Origin of the sequence: Nitrosomonas sp. Nm58 (assembly GCF_900107335.1) — a bacterium.
GTDB lineage: Bacteria > Pseudomonadota > Gammaproteobacteria > Burkholderiales > Nitrosomonadaceae > Nitrosomonas.
In genome coordinates this window covers 1-18660 of record NZ_FNPQ01000046.1, presented here as the reverse complement: position 1 = coordinate 18660, position 18660 = coordinate 1, and the positions used below count along the sequence as shown (strand labels likewise).

The window sequence follows — 18660 nt, the reverse complement described above, 5'->3', positions numbered from 1 at the left end:
TGCGGATATTATGAATTCTTGAGAGTTTAGGAAGTGAATTTCTTCCCTGAAACGGAGAATTCATGAGGATCTTAGGCATTTTGCAGGACCGACTATATACTCACTGCATAGCCTTTATCTGCAATAATCACTTCCGCGTCAGGTAACCTGGCAATCAAATCGGGTGCTGCAGAACAGTCATTGACTTCTCCGCCGGTGATTTCAAACTCAACTGGCAAGCCATAAACTATCAACGACCAAATGGATCTTCGTGGTATTCCCCGCACGGCTTTTCCCGATGGCTTGCGGCTTCTTGACCTACCGTTCCCGAACTATGCTGATGTACCTTAACGTAGCCGCCATCAATAAATTCCCATTCCCAATCCGAGTCAATGGTCAGCGCCTTGAAAATCCTGCCCCACTTTTTAGTGGATGACCACGCATTGAATCTTTTGTAGATGGAATTCCAGCACCCAAAAGCCTTCGGCAAGTCTCGCCACGGGCAACCAACCCGCATTCGATACAACATACCTTCTACTGTCATGCGCAAATTGCACTTGTTATAAATGGTTTCTTGAAGCAGAATCTTCTCTAGCTTCGACCAGAACGCATTACTGAGCATCAATCGGGGCATCACAAACTCGTTTTGTTGGTGGTGCGGGAACCTCAATATACGAGTTTGTTTCTATCTATGAAATACTTATCTCAAAACGTCAACAGACCTTGGGCATTTCCTATCCAGAACATGAAATCCAATCATGGTCGCAGCAAGTCAAAGAAGCCGAAAACATTTACTGCTGATCCGCAAGCTGCAGTCTCATTGCTTGCCGCTATTGCCACTGCTCGTTCTTTGACATTAGCACAGAGCTGGCTTCCAGAATTATGTCCAACAGGGTAGCCTTTTCAAACGCAGCGGGCACGTTCATAGGGCGTCGTCAAGTAGCTGAAGATCTGATTGATTTAGCGGTTACAAAAGAGGATGTGGCGGTGATTGCTTGGTAATTTAAAATTGGGTTATCACAGATTTATCTGGCTGTTAATTTTTTCTAATGATGGCACAAATAATGGTATTAAGAAATATGTGTCAGAAAAAAGCTAGTTGAAACAGTGTGATGTTGTGACTGTTAATTATTGAATGGATTTTTTTTTGCGATCTTTTCTTCTAAACGCTTTCTTCTTTTTTCCTTTGGATCAAGAAGGAGGGGACGATAGATCTCGATTCGGTCGCCATTTTGTAAAATAGTTTCTAGCTTGGCTAATTTACCGAAAATACCGGATTTTTGTATTTCCAGATTAATCTCAGTAAAAATATCCTTAATTCCCGATAAGGTAATAGCCTGCTCGATCGTTGTTCCAATGGGTACATCAAACCGCTTAATAAATTGACGATGGGGGAGTGCATATGCTACTTCTACTTCAATATGTTCAGTCGTGTGTTCCATAAATTGCTTCAGCGCGTTCTACGAAAGCTTCTACAAAACTATTGGCAATCATATAAAACACGGGTCCTATCAATTTTTCTAACAACTTATGAGAAAACGTATAATGTAAGCGAAATTCTATTTTGCAAGCATTTTCTGATAAAGGGGTAAAACGCCAATGACCATCTAGACGCTCAAATGGTCCATCTAATAAATTCATTTCAATCAGCTCAGGAGGATAGCGTTTATTCTCTGTAGTAAAGCTATGCTTAATGTGATGATAATTAATATGGACTGTTGCATGCGCAATTTCATCACTTTGAAGCTTAACCGATGCCCCATCACACCAAGGCAGAAATTCTGGATAATTTTCAACGGTATCAACTAATCTAAACATTTGACCTGCTGAGTAGCCAACTAGTACTGATTTTTCTATTTCTGCCATAAGATTATTAATCCTTTGTTTTCGTCTGAGCTTAAGCTGGAAAACTGATAAACTAAATATAATTTCTTAAATCTATTTATTTGCCTTTATTCCTGTCATATTCCCAGATGAGTATTGCTCAAAATAAAAAAGCCTTCCATGATTATTTTATCGAGGAAAAGTTCGAAGCAGGCATTGTTCTGGAAGGTTGGGAAGTCAAAGCGATTCGTGCGGGACGAGTACAATTAAAAGAAGCCTATGTTATCATTCGCAGTAGTGAATTATATCTTATTGGTAGTCACATAAGTCCTTTACCCACCGCTTCGACCCATATCAATCCTGATCCATTACGTACACGCAAACTACTGCTACATGCAGAAGAGATAAAAAGGCTTATTGGTAAAGTTGAGCGTGCTGGATATACCCTTGTGCCTCTCGATATGCATTATAAAACAGGTAGAATTAAACTTGAAATAGGTCTTGCTAAAGGTAAAAAACAATACGATAAACGGGAAACTGAAAAACGTAAAGAATGGGAGCGTGACAAGCAGCGTTTGCTACGTGCTCGCTAATGAGTTGCTTTATCCCGGTACCCATTGAATTCGATTTATTTTTGATTTGATCATTATGCAAAAACCCATCGCGATCTGGTTATTTATTTGTTGCGCCCTTGTATTTGCCATGGTAGTTGTTGGAGGTGTGACACGACTCACCGGCTCTGGTTTGTCCATTGTTGAGTGGCAACCACTTATTGGAACGATTCCCCCCCTTAGTCAGGAAGATTGGGAGGTATTGCTAGAGAAATATCGTCAAATCCCGCAGTACGAAGAGGTTAATAAGGGGATGACCTTGGATGAATTCAAGGGAATTTTCTGGTGGGAGTATTTTCATCGATTATTGGGGCGTGCCATTGGAATAGTGTATTTTATTCCTTTTATTTATTTTGTTATTCGTAAACAAGTTAATCGCCTACTTGGTCTTAAATTACTGGGTATTTTCGCATTAGGTGGCCTGCAAGGCTTAATGGGCTGGTATATGGTGATGAGCGGTTTGGTGGACAATATTTATGTCAGTCAATATCGCTTAACGGCACACTTGGGGCTTGCCTTCGTTATTTATGCAGCCATGTTCTGGGTGGCAACAGGATTATTGTCATCTGAGAATAGTCTTCAGCGAGACAGAGCAACGCAAAGTTTGCGTCGATTTTCTTTATCGATTACAACGCTTATTTTTATCATGGTATTGTCTGGTGGTCTCGTTGCCGGAATTCATGCTGGTTTGGCTTACAATACCTTCCCGTTGATGGATGGCTACTTGATTCCAACAGACTTATTCGTACTGGAGCCATGGTATCGTAATTTCTTTGAGAACATGGCAACAGTCCAGTTTGATCACCGAATGATCGCCTGGTTGTTGGTATTTCTTGTGCCTCTTTTCTGGTTCAAGGCGAGAAAATACTCGCTTTCCAGTTCTGAACGATTGGCATGTCATCTTCTTTTAATGATGCTGGCAGTCCAAATCAGTCTGGGGATTGCGACTTTATTGTTGGTCGTGCCCGTACCCCTTGCCGCAGCCCATCAGGCAGGCGCCATGTTATTGTTCACTGCTGCGCTCTGGGCTAATCGTAAATTGTCTTAGATCATCTGATCTAGGTTATCTGATCTCGACACAGCAAGATATAGCGCGAGCATAACAAAAAATAATTTGACGATGAAGAAATAGGCATAGGAGAGTCATGAAGCTACTGTGTTGATTTGAAATGTGATTTCTGATGATCGATACTGCAGAAATATTTTTTTCCTGCAACAATACTCTCATTTCTCGGAATATGTAGACCGCAATGTGCGCAACAAACCATATCTTCGATTTCATTATTTGATTTTCTAGTTTGTTTGCTCGCTCGTTGGAGATTCTTGATACCCCAGTAAATTAATAGCGCAATAATAATCAGTATTATCCATTTACTTATCACAATTTGCCTATGCTTATAAAGATGTATTCGAATTAAATAAATTGAGACTTAATGTAGGTTAAGTTGAATCATATGAAACATATAGAAATTTAAATTTTCTGAGAAGAAATAATAAAAGGAAAACTGCCAGATTGGATTAAGAATTAATTTGACAAATTAAGAACCGCCTAGATAGCAATCTGTATAAGTTTCAAGATTTAAGTCTTTTATCTATCGTAGTTTTCCATTCCTTTATGTCCAATATCATGCCTCATCTGGCATCCTTCAAAATGAATCCTGCTTGCGATATCGTAAGCGCGGTGATGAGCTAGTTTGATATTTTCACCTAACGCTGTTACACACAATACGCGTCCTCCAGCTGTTAAGATCTCATTCTTATCTTGGTCACCTAGCACAGTACCTGAATGAAATATATGAAATTCATCTGGAGATGTTTGATTGGTCATTATTTCAGTTAGACCAGTGATGACATCATTTTTTCGCGGCACGCCTGGATAACCTTCAGCAGCCATGACAACACCCAATGCTGTACGCCGGTCCCATTCAATTTCTACTTTGTCCAGTGTTTGATTAACTGCGTGCTCAAGTAATATAGCGAGATCAGTTTTCAGTCGCAGCATAATAGGTTGCGTTTCTGGATCACCCATGCGACAGTTAAATTCCAGTACTTTAACTTCTCCCTGCGGCGTAATCATTAATCCGGCATAAAGAAAACCGGTGTAGAGTTCGCCATCACGTGCCATACCCTGAATGGTCGGAGTGATAATTTCGCGCATAATCTTGGCATGGAGTGTAGGTGAGATTATTTGAGCAGGTGAATAAGCACCCATGCCACCTGTATTCGGTCCTTGATCATTATCTAACAAACGTTTGTGATCCTGGCTAGTGGCGAGTGGTAATACATTCCGGCCATCAGACATAACAATGAAACTAGCTTCTTCTCCTTCAAGGTAGTCTTCAACCAAGATTTGAGTGCCTGCTTCCCCCAATTTATTTTCTATCAGCATCGTATCAATTGCTTCATGGGCTTCTGCGCGGGTCGTTGCAATAACAACACCTTTTCCTGCCGCCAGACCATTAGCCTTGATTATAATTGGGGCTTCTTTCTGTTCAATATAGTGATGAGCTTCAGATGGGTTGTCAAAGCTTGCATACGCAGCGGTTGGAATACCATGACGCTGCATGAACGTTTTAGAAAAAATCTTTGATGCTTCCAGTTGTGCAGCCTTTTTAGTAGGTCCAAAGATCTTAAGACCTGCGGTGCGGAAAATATCGACAATGCCATCGGCTAAAGGGGATTCTGGGCCCACAATGGTTAGCGCAATGTTTTCTTTCTGGGCAAAAACCACAAGATCAGATAATGCAGTGAAAGGAATATTCTCTAATCCTGGCTCGAGTGCGGTGCCTGCATTACCTGGTGCAACATAAACTTTGCGGACACGTGGAGATTGATTTAATTTCCAAGCTAATGCATGTTCTCTACCGCCGCTTCCGATCACGAGTAATTTCATATTTAATTTCTAAGGAATAGCAACTCGACTAATATTTAATAAGGTCAGACAGGAAGATATCGGTAATTTGAAGGGTAATTTTTTGTAAATCCCCCTTTAGTGCCTAAAATGCCGTACTCCTGTATAGACCATCACGATACCGTGCTCATCGGCTGCCTTAATCACTTCTTCATCTCGAATGCTGCCTCCTGGTTGAATAACGACCCTAGCACCTGCCTGAACGACAACATCCAACCCATCTCGGAAGGGAAAAAAGGCATCTGAGGCAACAATAGAGCCCATTAAATCTAATCCTGCATGATTAGCTTTAATTGAAGCAATGCGTGCGCTATCAATTCGACTCATTTGACCGGCGCCAATGCCTAGCGTCTGGCCTTGAGCGCAAAATACGATGGCATTGGATTTGACAAATTTTGCGACACGCCAAGCAAATAGGCAGTCTTGAATCTGCTGGGGAGTGGGCTGAGCCTGGGTAACTACTTTGAGCTGATTTTCCGTGATATTAAGGCTATCCGGTGTCTGTACCAATATTCCTCCACCTACCCGTTTTAACTCATAACGATTAGGTTGCATTTTGAGCGGAGCTGTTAGTATACGGATATTAGCTTTTTGATTCAGTATCTTGCTGGCCTCAAGTGAAATTTCAGGAGCAATGATGACCTCGACAAATTGTTTCAGAATTGTCTCGGCCAGTTCAGCATCAACGGAACGGTTAAAGGCAATAATACCGCCAAATGCAGAGGTTGGATCAGTTGCAAAGGCCAGTTTATATGCGGCAAGTGGTGTATCAGCAATAGCAACCCCACAGGGGTTAGCATGTTTGACAATGACGCAAGCAGGACTGTCAAAGGTTTTTACACATTCCCAAGCTGCATCCGTATCCGCGATGTTGTTATAAGATAATTCCTTGCCTTGTAACTGGGTATAGTTTGCAAGACTTCCAGGGAGATCGATTGCATCACGATAAAAAGCGGCTTCCTGGTGTGGGTTTTCACCATAGCGCAAAGATTGAATGATATTAAAATTAAGATTGAGGCAATCTGGAAATGATCGATGTTGATTGCTGGAATCAATCGATGTCAGGTAGTTACTGATAGCGCTATCATAACGAGCCGTATGTGAAAAAGCCTTTTGTGCAAACTGAAAACGACGTGCTAGCTCTACTGTGCCACTACCTGATTCCATTTCAGCCAATAAGACTGGGTAATCATCAGGATCAGTGATGACTGTCACATGCTGATAATTTTTTGCAGCCGCCCGAATTAAGGTGGGTCCACCGATATCAATATTTTCAATTGCCTGCTCAAGAGTACAGTTAGCTCGTGCGATAGTTTCAGCAAATGGATATAAGTTGACGATCACTAATTCAATCGGCGGTATTCCAGCTTTTTGTATAGCTTGCTGATGTTCAGGCAGATCCATTCTGGATAAAATACCTGCGTGAATTTTGGGGTGGAGTGTTTTTACCCGCCCATCAAGCATTTCAGGAAAACTTGTGTATTCACTGACTTCTGTCACCGCCACGCCTGCTTCTTGCAATAATTTGGCCGTGCCTCCTGAGGAAATAATATTAATTCCAAATTGGTGTAACTTTTTAGCCAGTTCAATAATGCCTGTTTTATTTGAGACGCTGATTAATGCTTGTTTTATTGTCATTTCACAAAATTTATTTGATCCGTTGTTTAGCTAATCTATTGCGAAGCGTATTTCGATTAATGCCAAGGAGCTCTGCTGCCTTGGTTTGATTTCCTCCAGCATATTCCATAGCTAGCTCGAATAATGGCCTCTCGACACTACGGATGACCATTTCGTAGATTGAACAGGGCCTCTCGCCATCCAAATCCTTGAGATAGGCTTCAATCGATTTACGTAAACAGCTGGCAATTTCATTATCATTAAAGGTATTCATATAGCTATTACTACCTCATCTTCGGTATAAGTGAGTCTTTGTCCATAATTAGCAAGCTGATAGAAAAAAGTGTTAGTTGCTGCCAATTGCTCTTCAGTGGTTTGTAACTGATTCATGGTATGACGAAATGTAGCGGAACCGATAAGTCCTTTGGTATACCAAGAAATATGCTTGCGCGCGATGCGCACGCCCGAATATTCTCCATAAAAATTGTAAAGAGCATGCAGATGATCAATCAGTACATGATGAATCTCGGTAACCTCTGGTGGTGGCAGGGATTTACCCGTTCTGAAATAGTAATCGATTTCTCGAAAAATCCACGGTCTTCCTTGCGCAGCACGTCCGATCATGACTGCGTCTGCATGAGTATATTCAATGACCTGTTTCGCTTTCTCCGGCGTAGTAATATCACCATTGGCGATAACCGGTATCTTAGTGGAAGCTTTAACTTCTGCAATGGTGTCATATTCAGCATCGCCACGATAGGCACAGGCACGTGTTCGTCCATGAATCGCAAGCGCTTGTATTCCGGCATTTTCAGCAATACGTGCCACAGTCACGGCATTTTTATGTTGCGTATCCCAACCCGTGCGGATTTTTAAGGTTACTGGAATATCTACGGCATGCGTAATGGCATCCAGAATTTTTCCAACTAGCATTTCATTTTTCAACAATGCGGAGCCTGCCATGACATTACAGATTTTCTTGGCAGGGCAACCCATATTGATATCGATAATCTGTGCGCCTTGATCGGCATTATAACGCGCTGCATCAGCCATCATTTGGGGATCAGCACCAGCAATCTGTACGGAAATAGGGGCGACCTCTCCTTCATGACTGGCGCGTCGACGCGTCTTTTCTGATCCCCATAATAGTGAATTGCTTGATACCATTTCCGAGACTGCCATGCCAGCACCCATGCGCTTACAAAGTTGCCGGAAAGGGCGATCTGTCACACCAGCCATTGGTGCGACTATCAGCTTGTTCTTGAGAGTATAGGGGCCAATTTGCATGGTATGACTCAAATTCGATACTGGAGTGATGAGAAATTAATGGTAGATCAGGTAATTTTCTTAAAGAAAAGAATTGAAAAACAGTGCGCCATATTATCCGATAAATTAGCCTCTGACGCCAAATATCATACGGCGTGCCACAAATCGTTTAACGGGTGGTAAACAATCTAATACACTTAGTCCCAAGCTACTGAAAGTCTGTATCAGGGGAAGATCGCTTGTAAATATTTTTGCTAAAGAATGGGTAAATATTTTCCCCGCATCTCTATCTATCCGACGCTTGCTTTCATAAGCTTTCAGCATTTCAGAGGTGCCTATTTGCGTAGATAAAGATGATAAGCCATTAATCTCATTGAATAATTCCCAAGCATCGCGTAACCCTAGATTAAATCCCTGACCAGCGACTGGATGTAGCGTTTGTGCGGCATTACCTACAAGTACCGTTCGCGTGGCCGTAGTAGGCGAAGCATGTTTGAGCGCAAGAGGAAATCCTGAGCGCCCCCCAGAACTAACGAACTTTCCAAGCCGATCACCAAAGTGATGCTGCAGATGTAAAAGGAAAGTTGAGTCATCAAGACTAAGAATTTCTTTAGCGGATAAGGAAGGAACAGTCCATACCAGAGCATAACCGTTCCCTGATGGCAATAACGCTACTGGCCCATCAGAGGTAAAACGCTCATACGCTACCCCATTCTGGGGTATAGATGTTTCCACATTGGCAACAACCGCCCATTGCTGATATTCATGTGTATGGTAACTGATACTTTCAATTTGTGCAGCAAGCCGACCTCCATCGGCCAGTACAAGCAGCTTTGCGGTAGCTTGTTTATTTTCTTCCGCTTGCTGATATTCAATTTGGGCTTGCTTAGCGCCTGCTGCTAGTCTTGAGACCATGGCGCCAGTCTGATAATTAACACCATGATCTAGCAGCAACTGATGCATTGATCGATATAAATCATGGTAATTCACCACATATCCTAATGTCGGTACGCCCGCTTCTTCTGAAGTTAAGAGGGTACGACCAAAATGGCCGCGATTAGAGATATGGATTGTTTTGATGAAAGTTATTTGCTGCAATGTTTCCCAGACACCTAATTTTTGCAAAATCAAATGACTTCCATACGAAAGTGCCAGCGGGCGAGGATCTTGAACTTGTTCAGGTAGCCCCTGGGCTTCCAAGAGCAAAGTTGAGACCTTTCTTTGATTCAGGCAAATGGCTAGCGCCATGCCAACCGGTCCACCCCCTACTATGATAACGTCAAAGTGATCAGCAGCCATGGGTATAACAAATTATGTGATATGCAGTACGTGTTGTTTTCTCGAGGTAGCGCTAGCAACACTATTTAGCGTCTTTACCTGTAATCTAACTTTACGTCATCTATTTGAAGCTAGCGAGGATAGCACAGGTTATGATGAGAGAGAAATAACATGTATCGAGCGATTGAAATATACTCATTAACAGCTAGAGTTTTCTCTTTGTATTGCTTGTTAACCAATTTTGCGACAACCCATGTTAAGCATGGAGCAGTGGCCATGATGCGTCAATGAAACAAACTATCATTTAAGCTTAAAAAACAAATAAATTCCCAGGAGCTAGCGAGATTATTTATTTTCCTGGATGCTTTTCAGGCCTGCTTCTGCACAGACTTCATCAAAATGTGCACCTGGTGCGCCGCCCACACCAATTCCACCTACCACCTCACCATTGATAATGATAGGTAAGCCACCGCCTAGTAGAAGAATATTGTTGGCCATATGATGCAAGCCTTGTAATTCAGGATCTTTGGCAGCAATCTGTGCCATTTTCATGGTTGGCAATTTCAAGCTGGCAGATGTATAAGCCTTGCGAAAACTGCTTTCGATGGTATGCGCACCGGCGCCATCCATTCTTACTTGAGCCTGTACCACACCACTTCTATCCACAACTGCAATGGAAACCTGAAAACCATCACGTTCACATTGTTGCATCGCTGCTGCTACCATCTTATTTGCCAATGTTAGTGGTAATAAAGGTTTTGGTACTTGACCTGCATGAGTTGTTAAAGAAAATATGCTGAACAGCAATAAAATTAGCAATGAAGAAAAACTTATTCTATACATAATATTCTCCCGGGTATTGAAGGCATTGTACCATTGGGTATATCCAAAATTCATGCAATGGGTAAAGTAAGGTTACCAAGGCTACCTTACTTCAAAGTTCAAAGGTATCTACGTGAAGTGATACGTTGCGTTGATTTAATTTTTAAATTATTTTTATTTATTTTGCATTCTATTTTTCTCAGGAGATGTTTATGCAAAAACTGCTGGTTTACCTGATATTGCTTTACACACTAGCTTTAAGTGGCTGCGGATACAATACTTTGCAATCCACGGATGAGCAGATTAAGGCAAATTGGTCTGAGGTGGTCAATCAATACCAGCGCCGAGCAGATCTCATCCCAAATCTGGTCAATACGGTCAAAGGCTTTGCTGCCCAGGAAAAAGAGGTGTTGCTGGGTGTGACCAACGCTCGTTCGAAAGTGAGTGGTATCCAGGCGACGCCAGAACTCATCAATGATCCGGAAGCTTTTACTAAATTTCAGGGTGCTCAGGGAGAATTATCGAGTGCGCTTGCACGTTTACTGATAGTGGTAGAGAACTACCCACAGCTCAAATCGGATACCAATTTCCGTGACTTGCAAGCCCAATTGGAAGGTACAGAGAATCGCATTGCCGTTGCCCGTAATCGCTATATCAAAGCGGTTCAGGAATATAACGTGACCGTACGTTCATTTCCGAGCAACCTTACAGCAATGCTATTTGATTTCCAGGTAAAACCTAATTTTACGGTTGAGAACGAAAAAGAAATCTCTATCGCACCGAAGGTTGATTTTGATGCACCTGTGCCAGCTAGATAATAAGTACAGTTTTACGTTCGCGCTGAATAGCAGCATGCTTGCCAGAATGATTGAAACCTGTGTCAAACTGCTGATAGTGGTCATATTGTGTATTTCCGCCACGTTTTCTTTGGCTGAAGTGGCAATTCCACCACTTAAAACTCGCGTCACCGATTTAACCCACACGCTTTCGAAGAGTGAAGCTGCTCAACTGGAACAAAAGTTAACTGATTTTGAGACCAAGAAAGGGAGCCAAGTAGCCATATTGATCGTGCCAACGACACAACCTGAAACCATTGAACAATACTCAATACGCGTAGCTGAGGCGTGGAAGCTTGGGCGTAAAGGGGTCGATGATGGCGTCCTTCTTCTGGTTGCCAAGAATGACAGAACGTTGCGCATCGAAGTAGGATATGGACTGGAAGGCGCATTACCTGATGCGATCGCAAAACGGATTATCGATGAATTGATCGTTCCAGCGTTTCGTCAAGGAGATTTTGCTGCTGGACTGCGGACGGGTATTGAACATATTTTAAAAGTCATCGAAGGTGAACCGCTACCTCCATCTTCTTCTAGGCGTGGCACAGGCGCAGCAAGTGGATTGGGCATTATTCTGGATAACATTATTCCCATTTTGCTTGTGTTTCTCGTGCTTGGAAAAATATTGCAGGCTATGTTTGGGCGCATGATGGGCGCTACCGTCGCGGGAACCATCGCTGGCTCAATCGTCTGGCTGATTTTTTCCTCCCTGGCAATCGCTATTCTTATTGCGATTGTAATTTTTGTTATGAGCTTATTTGAGAATACGGGTAGGGGGATTTACCGAGGGGGACGCAGTAGCTGGCCAGGTGGCGGCAGTTTTGGAGGAGGAGGATTCCGTGGGGGAGGGGGCGGTTTTGGTGGTGGGGGTGCTTCGGGGAGATGGTAATGAGTCTTATGCGTATAATCCGGCATCTTTTTATCGGCCAAATAGCAGTAAAGCGCGCACTTCCCCCTGCTTCGCTGGCAAGAATTGAGCAGGCTATCAAGCAATCTGAGATGAATCATGATGGTGAGATTTTGTTTGCGGTAGAAGCCTCACTAAATCTGGTCTCTCTGCTGAAAAGACAATCTGCGCGGGAGCGGGCGATAGATATCTTCTCATTGCTACGGGTATGGGATACGCACCATAACAATGGGGTGCTGGTTTATTTGCTGCTTGCGGATCATGATGTGGAGATTGTAGCCGATCGCGGAATATACGCTAAAGTGGGCCATGTAGAATGGGAAAGGATTTGCCATGAGATGGAAGCAGCTTTCCGCAAGAGGCAATTTGAAAAAGGTGTGTTGACTGCAATTGGCGCAATTGATGATCAACTGAAAAAACATTTTCCTGCAGAGTTGAAGGGAAGAGAAAATGAGCTTCCAGACAGGCCAGTGGTTTTGTAGCTCCTGGCGATTCGGTAAGATTAATCGGCTACGTTTATAGATGCCCAACTACAGTATTCTCCTGCATCCTATCAACAATGCTAAAAATTCTTACATGCAACCAAGAAGCAGGGTTAGCTACAAAGCAGCATGTCTGTTATTCCATTGCCTTTATAATATTCAGTTTAGGAAGCGCTGATCATCTTGCTCGGCTAATTATTTAGCGCTTCCGTCACGAAGTTTGCGGCATACAACTTTTTTAACAATCTAATTTAAAGGTGAGCTGGTGAGCATGATTTGGTTCAAGGATTACACACTCGATTATCTGGAAGGGCTGCGCAATGCCAATATGGGCGTGCATATCGGGATACATTTTGTTGAAATGGGTCCGGATTTTCTGAAAGCAAGGATGCCGGTCGATAACCGGACGACGCAACCTTTCGGGATTTTGCACGGCGGCGCGAGTTGCGTATTGTCAGAAACATTGGGTAGCGTCTCGGCTTGGATGACGATCGATCCGGAAAAGTATCGTGCTGTTGGGCTTGAAATCAACGCCAACCATATTCGCGCCGTCACGCAAGGCAATGTCATCGGGATGTGCACACCATTACACATTGGCCGCCGCACCCAGGTCTGGCAGACGGATATTACCGAAGAAGCCACTGGCAAGCGCGTAGCGATTTCCAGATTGACTGTGGCCATTATCGAACAGGGAACACTGAGTAATCAGAAAGAAGCGGTGATCGTTAGTAAGTAGTTGGTAAGCTTTGTTTTCTTCAGTCCTGCAAGCGTACTGTTGGTTCCTATTCTTGTTTTGTTATTTCGTTTTTCATGAAGCCATCTTCTGCTGGAGTTGATCTGGATCGGCGTCTAGCCAATCTGCCCAAGCCGACCTATCCGGAAGAGTTGCCTGTCGTTGGCAAGCGCGAAGAAATTGCGCGCGCCATTCAAGCAAATCAGGTAGTGATCGTCTGTGGCGAGACGGGCTCAGGCAAAACGACGCAACTGCCCAAAATCTGCCTTGAGCTTGGGCGTGGGGTAGCCGGGTTGATCGGACATACTCAACCACGCCGTATCGCCGCTCGCACCGTAGCGATACGAATCGCAACTGAGCTTAATAGTCCGCTGGGTCATGCGGTGGGCTATAAAGTCCGTTTCTCGGACAGCGTGAGTAAGGATACCTATATCAAGCTCATGACGGATGGCATTCTGCTGGCGGAAACGCAGGGTGATCCACTGCTGCGCGCCTATGACACGATTATTATCGATGAAGCGCATGAACGCAGCCTCAATATCGATTTCCTGCTGGGCTATCTCAAGCAGTTGTTGTCCAAGCGGCCTGATCTGAAACTAATCGTGACTTCCGCCACCATTGATGCCGAGCGTTTTTCGCAGCATTTCGACGCTGCGCCGGTGATCGAAGTATCCGGCAGGCTGTACCCGGTAGAAATGCGCTATCGTCCTCTGACTGCTGCTGATGATGAGGAAGAGCTGGATCTGCAGCAAGCCATCATGGATGCGGTCGATGAATTGATGCGCGTGGGGGCAGGAGATACTTTAATCTTTCTACCCGGTGAGCGTGAAATCAGGGAAACCGCTGAATCCTTGCGCAAGCATGCCTTTAGCCGTCCGGGTGGCGGGGCGGGGGTGGAAATCCTGCCATTGTTCGCCCGCCTCTCGTTTGCCGAGCAGGAGCGCGTATTCAAGCCCGGTAATGCAAGGCGCATCGTGCTGGCGACCAATGTGGCGGAAACTTCATTGACTGTGCCGGGTATCCGCTACGTGATCGATACCGGCTTGGCGCGCGTCAATCGTTACAGTTACCGCAACAAGGTCGAGCAGCTGCTGATCGAGAAAATTTCCCAGGCTTCCGCCAATCAGCGCGCCGGACGTTGTGGCCGGGTAATGAGTGGCATTTGTATTCGGCTGTATGGGGAGGATGATTATCTGGCGCGCCCGGAATTTACCGATCCAGAAATCCTGCGTTCCTCGCTGGCTGCCGTTATTTTGCGCATGAAATCCCTCAAGATCGGCGATGTAGAGAACTTTCCGTTTATCCAGCCGCCGTTGCCGCGCATGATCGCCGATGGTTATCAACTGCTGGCAGAGCTCGGCGCGGTGGATGACAACAATGCGTTGACCACAATCGGCTGGCGGCTCGCCAAGTTCCCGATCGACCCAAAAATCGCCCGCATGGTCTTGGCGGCAAAACAGGAGAATTGCCTGAGCGAACTGCTCATCATTGCTTCCGCTCTCAGTCTGCAAGACCCGCGCGACCGGCCCTTTGAGCGGCAGGAAGCAGCCGACCGCGCGCATGAGCCTTTCCGCGATGAGCGCTCGGATTTTATGGGTTTTCTTAAATTGTGGGATTTCTTTGATGAACAGCTTAAGCATAAGAAATCCAACAAGAAACTCATCGCCGAGTGCCAGGAAAATTTCCTTTCCCATCGCCGCTTGCGTGAATGGCGTGAAATCCATGGACAGTTACATACGCTGGTGATGGAACTGGGGCTCAGGCCAAACCAGGTACCAGCGAGCTATGACGAAATTCACCGCGCCTTGCTGGCTGGCCTGCTCGGCAACATCGGCTTCAAGTCAGAAAGTGAGGGCGAATATCTTGGTGCGCGCGGCATCAAATTCTCGATTTTTCCGGGTTCAACACTGAAAAAAGCCAGACCCAAGTGGATTGTGGCAGCGGAGCTAACCGAAACCGCCAAACTGTATGCGCGCTGCGCAGCCACCATCGATCCTTCCTGGCTGGAAAACATTGCTGGCAGGCTTTGTAAAAAACATTATTTTGACCCTCATTGGGAAAAGCAACCTGCCCAGGTGGCGGCTTATGAACGCGTCACGCTCTATGGCCTGACGATCGTACCGAAGCGGCGAGTGGCGTATGGCAGAATCAATCCTAAAGAAGCACGTGAAATCTTTATCCGCAATGCCCTGGTAGCAGGCGAGTACGTAACCCAAGCGCCGTTCTTTGAACAGAATCGCCGGCTGATCGCTGAAATTGAAGAACTCGAACACAAGGCGCGCCGGCAGGATGTGCTGGTCGATGAGCAGGAGATATTCGCGTTTTACGATGCCATTATCCCGGCAGATATTTATGGCGGGACAGCTTTTGAGAAATGGCGCAAGCAGGGAGAAGAAACCAACCCGCAACTGCTGTATCTCACGCGTGATTACCTGATGCGTCATGCAGCAGGCAGCATTACCGAAGTGCAATTTCCTGAAACCCTTAGCATTCATGATCATGCGTTTCCCTTGAGCTATCGCTTTGAACCTGGGCACATGCTGGATGGCGTAACCATCACGGTGCCATTACCTCTTCTCAACAAGCTGCATGCCGCCCAGTTCGATAGTCTGGTGCCAGGATTGGTGCGGGAAAAAATAACCTGGTACCTGAAAGCGCTGCCCAAACAAATCAGGCGGAATCTGGTGCCTGTGCCTGACTATGTGACCCGGTTTCTGGAACATCAGGAAACGCAAGGTGAAGTCATGCTGCTGTCCGAAGCGCTGGCGCGCTTCATCCAGACCAAAACAGGCGTCAAGGTGCCGCTCGATAGCTGGGACGATAAGCCTTTGCCGCTGCATCTACAGATGAATTACAAAGTGATCGACGATGTCGGGCAGGAACTGGCCATGAGCCGCGATCTGGCGCAATTGCAGACGCAGCTTGGACAGGCTGCTCAGCTGACGTTTGCCCGATCAGGTGCAGCCGAACAAACCGGCATCGAGCGCGACCTGCTCACGCGCTGGGATTTTGGCGATCTACCCGAGAAAATCGCGTTCACGCGCGCGGGAAAGCAAATAACAGGTTATCCTGCTTTGGTCGATCAGGCAGACCATGTCGCCATTCGCCTGTTTGATACCCGTGAAACGGCCGAAAGCAATATGCGCGCTGGCGTACGGCGATTACTGAGCTTCGACCTTAAAGACAGGATGAAACAGCTCGAAAAAAACTTGCCTGGGCACAAACAAGCGATTTTACAGTTGAGCACACTGATCGATCCTGAGGTGCTCAAACGGGACATGCTCGACGCTATCAGCGATCGGGCTTTCATTGGCGATGATCCGCTGCCACGCAGCGAAAGTGAATTTACCGCACAGAAACAGCGTGCACGGTTACGTCTCAGCCCCGTGACCGATGCTGTTGCCCGACTTATTCAGAGCATTGCCCAGGAATACCAGATACTCAAACAACGCCTCGCTGCTACCACGATCAGCAACCCCCGTCTCAAGAATGAACTGAACGATCAGCTCAATAACCTGATTTATCCTGGCTTTCTGCATGCGACTACATGGGAGCGACTGCCGCACCTCACGCGTTATTTGAAAGGCATGGTCCTGCGGCTCGACAAATATGCCGGTAATCCCTCGCGCGATGGGCAGCATGCGGCCAGCATCGCGGCACTATGGAATCAATACCTACAGCGCCTGGAAAAACACCGCAAAGCCGGCATCATTGACTCCAATCTGATCGAATTCCGCTGGCAAATCGAAGAACTGCGTATTTCCCTATTCGCTCAGGAACTGAAAACGCCTTATCCAGTGTCCGTCAAACGATTGCAGAAATTCTGGGAAACGGTGCGTGAGTGAGCGATAAGGGCAAACCCACAGCATACCGTTACTACGCACACGAGCTAACTCGTCGTGGTGCACCTCTGACACAGTGTCGAGAAACTTGCGGCTGCGCTGACCGACGTTCAAGTGGATTTGAATCCCCACCAAGTTGAGGCGGCGCTCTTCCCTTGTCAGAATCCTTTGTCGCGCGGTGTTATCCTTGCCGATGAAGTTGGCTTGGGCAAGACCGGGACCGTTGCGCGGCACAAGCGGTTGGCTTGCGGTAGAATTGCTCACCGATAATTCTCTCGGTGGCAAAGAGCAACGTCTTGTGGTGTCAGCGATCACGAAGGATGGCCACGTCTTGCCAGAAGACGATCCAGAGAAACTACTGCGCCTGCCGGCTCAAGAGCAAATTCGGCTCGATACAACGCCGAACGACCAAGCCGTATTGCATGCCGATCTGACACAGCGCAAGAACCGACTAACCGAGCACATCAACCGCCGCAATCTGAAATATTTTGAGCAAGAAGTGCAAAAGCTCGATGCCTGGGCAGATGATTTAAAAGTGGGACTGGAGAATGAAATTAAAGAGCTGGATCGCCAGATCAAGGAAGTGCGGTGCACCGCTGCTACCGCACCCACACTGGAGGAAAAGCTCCACTGGCAAAAGCAGCAACGGGAAATTGAGCAGAAGCGCAAAAATTGCGGCGGGAATTGTTTGATCGGCAGGATGAAGTAGAGGCGAAACGTAATACATTGATAGTTGAACTCGAAGCACAGTTAGTCCAGCAGATCAATGCGCAACGACTATTTGTAGTTACCTGGGAATTGGCAAGAGTGCCTTACTTGACTCGATTATGAAGCATTTTATTATCCATCATAAGGTTAAAACCACCGGCTTTAGCTGCGAGAATATGCCACACAGGAGGTGTGGCATGGATTATAGATATGGAAGTCATACGGTTTATCAGATTGAATATCATTTTGTATGGGTAACGAAGTATCGATATAAGATTCTGAAAGGAGAGGTGACAGAACGTGTTCGAGAGCTGGTTCGTCAGACGTGCGAAGCATTTGAAATCAGAATTGTACAGGGTGTAGTGAGTAAGGATCATGTGCATATACTGGTGAGTTGTCCGCCGGAGATGGCTCCGAGTGAGATCATGAGACGGATAAAAGGACGAACATCGAGCTATCTGTTTGAAGAATTTCCTCACCTGAAGAAGAAGTACTGGGGAAGGCATTTTTGGGCGCGAGGGTATTTCTGCGCGACAGTAGGTCAGATGACAGAAGAGATGATCAAGCAATACTTGGAGAATCACTTTGAGCCAAATCCAAACGATAATTTTGAAATGGAGCCGGAATAAGACGCGTCGTTCAGTCGACGCGTATCCGGACTTTCAGTCCGTAACTCTAACCCACCGGCTTTAGCCGGTGGTTGTTTAGTCACAGGTGGCGGCAGAACCATTTTTTCCGTGTCGCGCTATCCAGGAGAAAACTAAGATTGTGTACTGCAAGGACTCAAACCGAGACGAGCAATATCCGAATCAGAGCTTTGATTTTCTGGGTTATACATTCAGGC

At 45.6% G+C, this 18660-nt stretch carries 19 protein-coding genes and 1 pseudogene; 10 read left to right on the top strand and 10 right to left on the bottom strand.

The genetic code is table 11. The features are described 5' to 3' along the window. Positions 1-107 precede the first annotated feature (107 nt). Positions 108-613: pseudogene (locus BLW34_RS12830) on the bottom strand (IS5 family transposase); the annotation flags it as partial. A 57-nt stretch (positions 614-670) separates the two neighbouring features. On the opposite strand from BLW34_RS12830, the gene BLW34_RS15740 reads away from it, so the two are divergent. Continuing rightward, positions 671-877: a hypothetical protein gene (locus tag BLW34_RS15740; protein ID WP_143037927.1), complete on the top strand. Its 207-nt coding sequence runs from the start codon at positions 671-673 to the stop codon at positions 875-877. A gap of 226 nt (positions 878-1103) precedes the next feature. Here BLW34_RS15740 and BLW34_RS12825 read toward each other — a convergent pair whose 3' ends face one another. Together BLW34_RS12825 and BLW34_RS12820 are read right to left on the bottom strand one after the other, a co-directional pair. Next, the gene (locus BLW34_RS12825; RefSeq protein WP_090580298.1) at positions 1104-1421 is read right to left on the bottom strand and encodes an RnfH family protein; all 318 of its coding nucleotides are present in this window, start codon (positions 1419-1421) and stop codon (positions 1104-1106) included. Beyond that, on the bottom strand, positions 1405-1845 hold the full coding sequence (locus BLW34_RS12820) for a type II toxin-antitoxin system RatA family toxin (RefSeq protein ID WP_090580295.1): 441 nt from the start codon (positions 1843-1845) through the stop codon (positions 1405-1407). The genes BLW34_RS12825 and BLW34_RS12820 overlap by 17 nt, the downstream gene beginning before the upstream one ends. Before the next feature lie 107 nt (positions 1846-1952). Here BLW34_RS12820 and smpB point away from each other — a divergent pair, with 107 nt between their 5' ends. After that, complete coding sequence (smpB, locus tag BLW34_RS12815; RefSeq protein WP_090580293.1) at positions 1953-2396, top strand: SsrA-binding protein SmpB; 444 nt, start codon at positions 1953-1955, stop codon at positions 2394-2396. Positions 2397-2451: 55 nt separating this feature from the next. After that, a complete protein-coding gene (locus BLW34_RS12810) occupies positions 2452-3462 on the top strand; it encodes a COX15/CtaA family protein (protein WP_090580290.1) in 1011 nt (336 codons plus the stop codon). Positions 3463-3565: 103 nt separating this feature from the next. Here BLW34_RS12810 and BLW34_RS17475 read toward each other — a convergent pair whose 3' ends face one another. The 7 genes from BLW34_RS17475 to BLW34_RS12780 all read right to left on the bottom strand — a co-directional run bounded on the left by BLW34_RS17475 (position 3566) and on the right by BLW34_RS12780 (position 10383). Continuing rightward, on the bottom strand, positions 3566-3796 hold the full coding sequence (locus tag BLW34_RS17475) for a PP0621 family protein (protein WP_371263942.1): 231 nt from the start codon (positions 3794-3796) through the stop codon (positions 3566-3568). 206 nt (positions 3797-4002) lie between these two features. Further along, entirely contained in the window at positions 4003-5307 is a 1305-nt protein-coding gene (purD, locus tag BLW34_RS12805) for a phosphoribosylamine--glycine ligase (RefSeq protein ID WP_090580287.1), read from the bottom strand. A gap of 96 nt (positions 5308-5403) precedes the next feature. Next, the gene (gene purH / locus BLW34_RS12800; protein WP_090543598.1) at positions 5404-6963 is read right to left on the bottom strand and encodes a bifunctional phosphoribosylaminoimidazolecarboxamide formyltransferase/IMP cyclohydrolase; all 1560 of its coding nucleotides are present in this window, start codon (positions 6961-6963) and stop codon (positions 5404-5406) included. A gap of 10 nt (positions 6964-6973) precedes the next feature. Next, entirely contained in the window at positions 6974-7216 is a 243-nt protein-coding gene (locus BLW34_RS12795) for a helix-turn-helix domain-containing protein (RefSeq protein WP_090543596.1), read from the bottom strand. Further along, positions 7213-8229 carry a tRNA dihydrouridine synthase DusB gene (dusB, locus tag BLW34_RS12790; protein WP_090543594.1) on the bottom strand — a complete coding sequence of 339 codons (1017 nt, stop codon included), beginning with the start codon at positions 8227-8229 and terminating at the stop codon, positions 7213-7215. The genes BLW34_RS12795 and dusB overlap by 4 nt, the downstream gene beginning before the upstream one ends. Before the next feature lie 105 nt (positions 8230-8334). Then, entirely contained in the window at positions 8335-9507 is a 1173-nt protein-coding gene (locus tag BLW34_RS12785) for an FAD-dependent monooxygenase (protein WP_090580283.1), read from the bottom strand. A 324-nt stretch (positions 9508-9831) separates the two neighbouring features. Continuing rightward, positions 9832-10383, bottom strand: a complete 552-nt coding sequence (locus BLW34_RS12780) for a GlcG/HbpS family heme-binding protein (protein WP_256203794.1) — start codon at positions 10381-10383, stop codon at positions 9832-9834. A gap of 137 nt (positions 10384-10520) precedes the next feature. Between BLW34_RS12780 and BLW34_RS12775 the strand changes: the two genes are divergently transcribed. The 7 genes from BLW34_RS12775 (at position 10521) to tnpA (ending at position 18445) form a co-directional block, all read left to right on the top strand. Further along, the gene (locus BLW34_RS12775) at positions 10521-11126 is read left to right on the top strand and encodes a LemA family protein (protein ID WP_090543588.1); all 606 of its coding nucleotides are present in this window, start codon (positions 10521-10523) and stop codon (positions 11124-11126) included. A gap of 46 nt (positions 11127-11172) precedes the next feature. Then, the gene (locus tag BLW34_RS12770; protein ID WP_090580280.1) at positions 11173-12033 is read left to right on the top strand and encodes a TPM domain-containing protein; all 861 of its coding nucleotides are present in this window, start codon (positions 11173-11175) and stop codon (positions 12031-12033) included. Next, the gene (locus BLW34_RS12765; RefSeq protein WP_090543583.1) at positions 12033-12533 is read left to right on the top strand and encodes a TPM domain-containing protein; all 501 of its coding nucleotides are present in this window, start codon (positions 12033-12035) and stop codon (positions 12531-12533) included. The genes BLW34_RS12770 and BLW34_RS12765 overlap by 1 nt, the downstream gene beginning before the upstream one ends. A gap of 271 nt (positions 12534-12804) precedes the next feature. Then, entirely contained in the window at positions 12805-13269 is a 465-nt protein-coding gene (locus BLW34_RS12760) for a hotdog fold thioesterase (protein ID WP_090543581.1), read from the top strand. A gap of 74 nt (positions 13270-13343) precedes the next feature. Further along, positions 13344-17111, top strand: coding sequence for an ATP-dependent RNA helicase HrpA (gene hrpA / locus BLW34_RS12755; RefSeq protein WP_090580275.1), 3768 nt, complete (start codon positions 13344-13346; stop codon positions 17109-17111). A gap of 190 nt (positions 17112-17301) precedes the next feature. Beyond that, on the top strand, positions 17302-17817 hold the full coding sequence (locus BLW34_RS12750; protein ID WP_143037926.1) for a hypothetical protein: 516 nt from the start codon (positions 17302-17304) through the stop codon (positions 17815-17817). A gap of 196 nt (positions 17818-18013) precedes the next feature. Further along, complete coding sequence (gene tnpA, locus BLW34_RS12745; protein ID WP_090580270.1) at positions 18014-18445, top strand: IS200/IS605 family transposase; 432 nt, start codon at positions 18014-18016, stop codon at positions 18443-18445. Positions 18446-18660 lie beyond the last annotated feature (215 nt).

Coding starts and splice junctions, on each gene's coding strand:
- purD (WP_090580287.1), bottom strand. CDS start 5,307: ATGAAATTACTCGTGATCGGAAGCGGCGGTAGAGAACATGCATTAGCT.
- purH (WP_090543598.1), bottom strand. CDS start 6,963: ATGACAATAAAACAAGCATTAATCAGCGTCTCAAATAAAACAGGCATT.
- BLW34_RS12825 (WP_090580298.1), bottom strand. CDS start 1,421: ATGGAACACACGACTGAACATATTGAAGTAGAAGTAGCATATGCACTC.
- BLW34_RS12765 (WP_090543583.1), top strand. CDS start 12,033: ATGAGTCTTATGCGTATAATCCGGCATCTTTTTATCGGCCAAATAGCA.
- BLW34_RS12750 (WP_143037926.1), top strand. CDS start 17,302: ATGAAGTTGGCTTGGGCAAGACCGGGACCGTTGCGCGGCACAAGCGGT.
- tnpA (WP_090580270.1), top strand. CDS start 18,014: ATGGATTATAGATATGGAAGTCATACGGTTTATCAGATTGAATATCAT.
- BLW34_RS12785 (WP_090580283.1), bottom strand. CDS start 9,507: ATGGCTGCTGATCACTTTGACGTTATCATAGTAGGGGGTGGACCGGTT.
- BLW34_RS12810 (WP_090580290.1), top strand. CDS start 2,452: ATGCAAAAACCCATCGCGATCTGGTTATTTATTTGTTGCGCCCTTGTA.
- BLW34_RS12795 (WP_090543596.1), bottom strand. CDS start 7,216: ATGAATACCTTTAATGATAATGAAATTGCCAGCTGTTTACGTAAATCG.
- hrpA (WP_090580275.1), top strand. CDS start 13,344: ATGAAGCCATCTTCTGCTGGAGTTGATCTGGATCGGCGTCTAGCCAAT.
- BLW34_RS12770 (WP_090580280.1), top strand. CDS start 11,173: ATGATTGAAACCTGTGTCAAACTGCTGATAGTGGTCATATTGTGTATT.
- BLW34_RS12820 (WP_090580295.1), bottom strand. CDS start 1,845: ATGGCAGAAATAGAAAAATCAGTACTAGTTGGCTACTCAGCAGGTCAA.
- smpB (WP_090580293.1), top strand. CDS start 1,953: ATGAGTATTGCTCAAAATAAAAAAGCCTTCCATGATTATTTTATCGAG.
- dusB (WP_090543594.1), bottom strand. CDS start 8,229: ATGCAAATTGGCCCCTATACTCTCAAGAACAAGCTGATAGTCGCACCA.
- BLW34_RS12775 (WP_090543588.1), top strand. CDS start 10,521: ATGCAAAAACTGCTGGTTTACCTGATATTGCTTTACACACTAGCTTTA.
- BLW34_RS12780 (WP_256203794.1), bottom strand. CDS start 10,383: ATGAATTTTGGATATACCCAATGGTACAATGCCTTCAATACCCGGGAG.
- BLW34_RS12760 (WP_090543581.1), top strand. CDS start 12,805: ATGATTTGGTTCAAGGATTACACACTCGATTATCTGGAAGGGCTGCGC.
- BLW34_RS15740 (WP_143037927.1), top strand. CDS start 671: ATGAAATACTTATCTCAAAACGTCAACAGACCTTGGGCATTTCCTATC.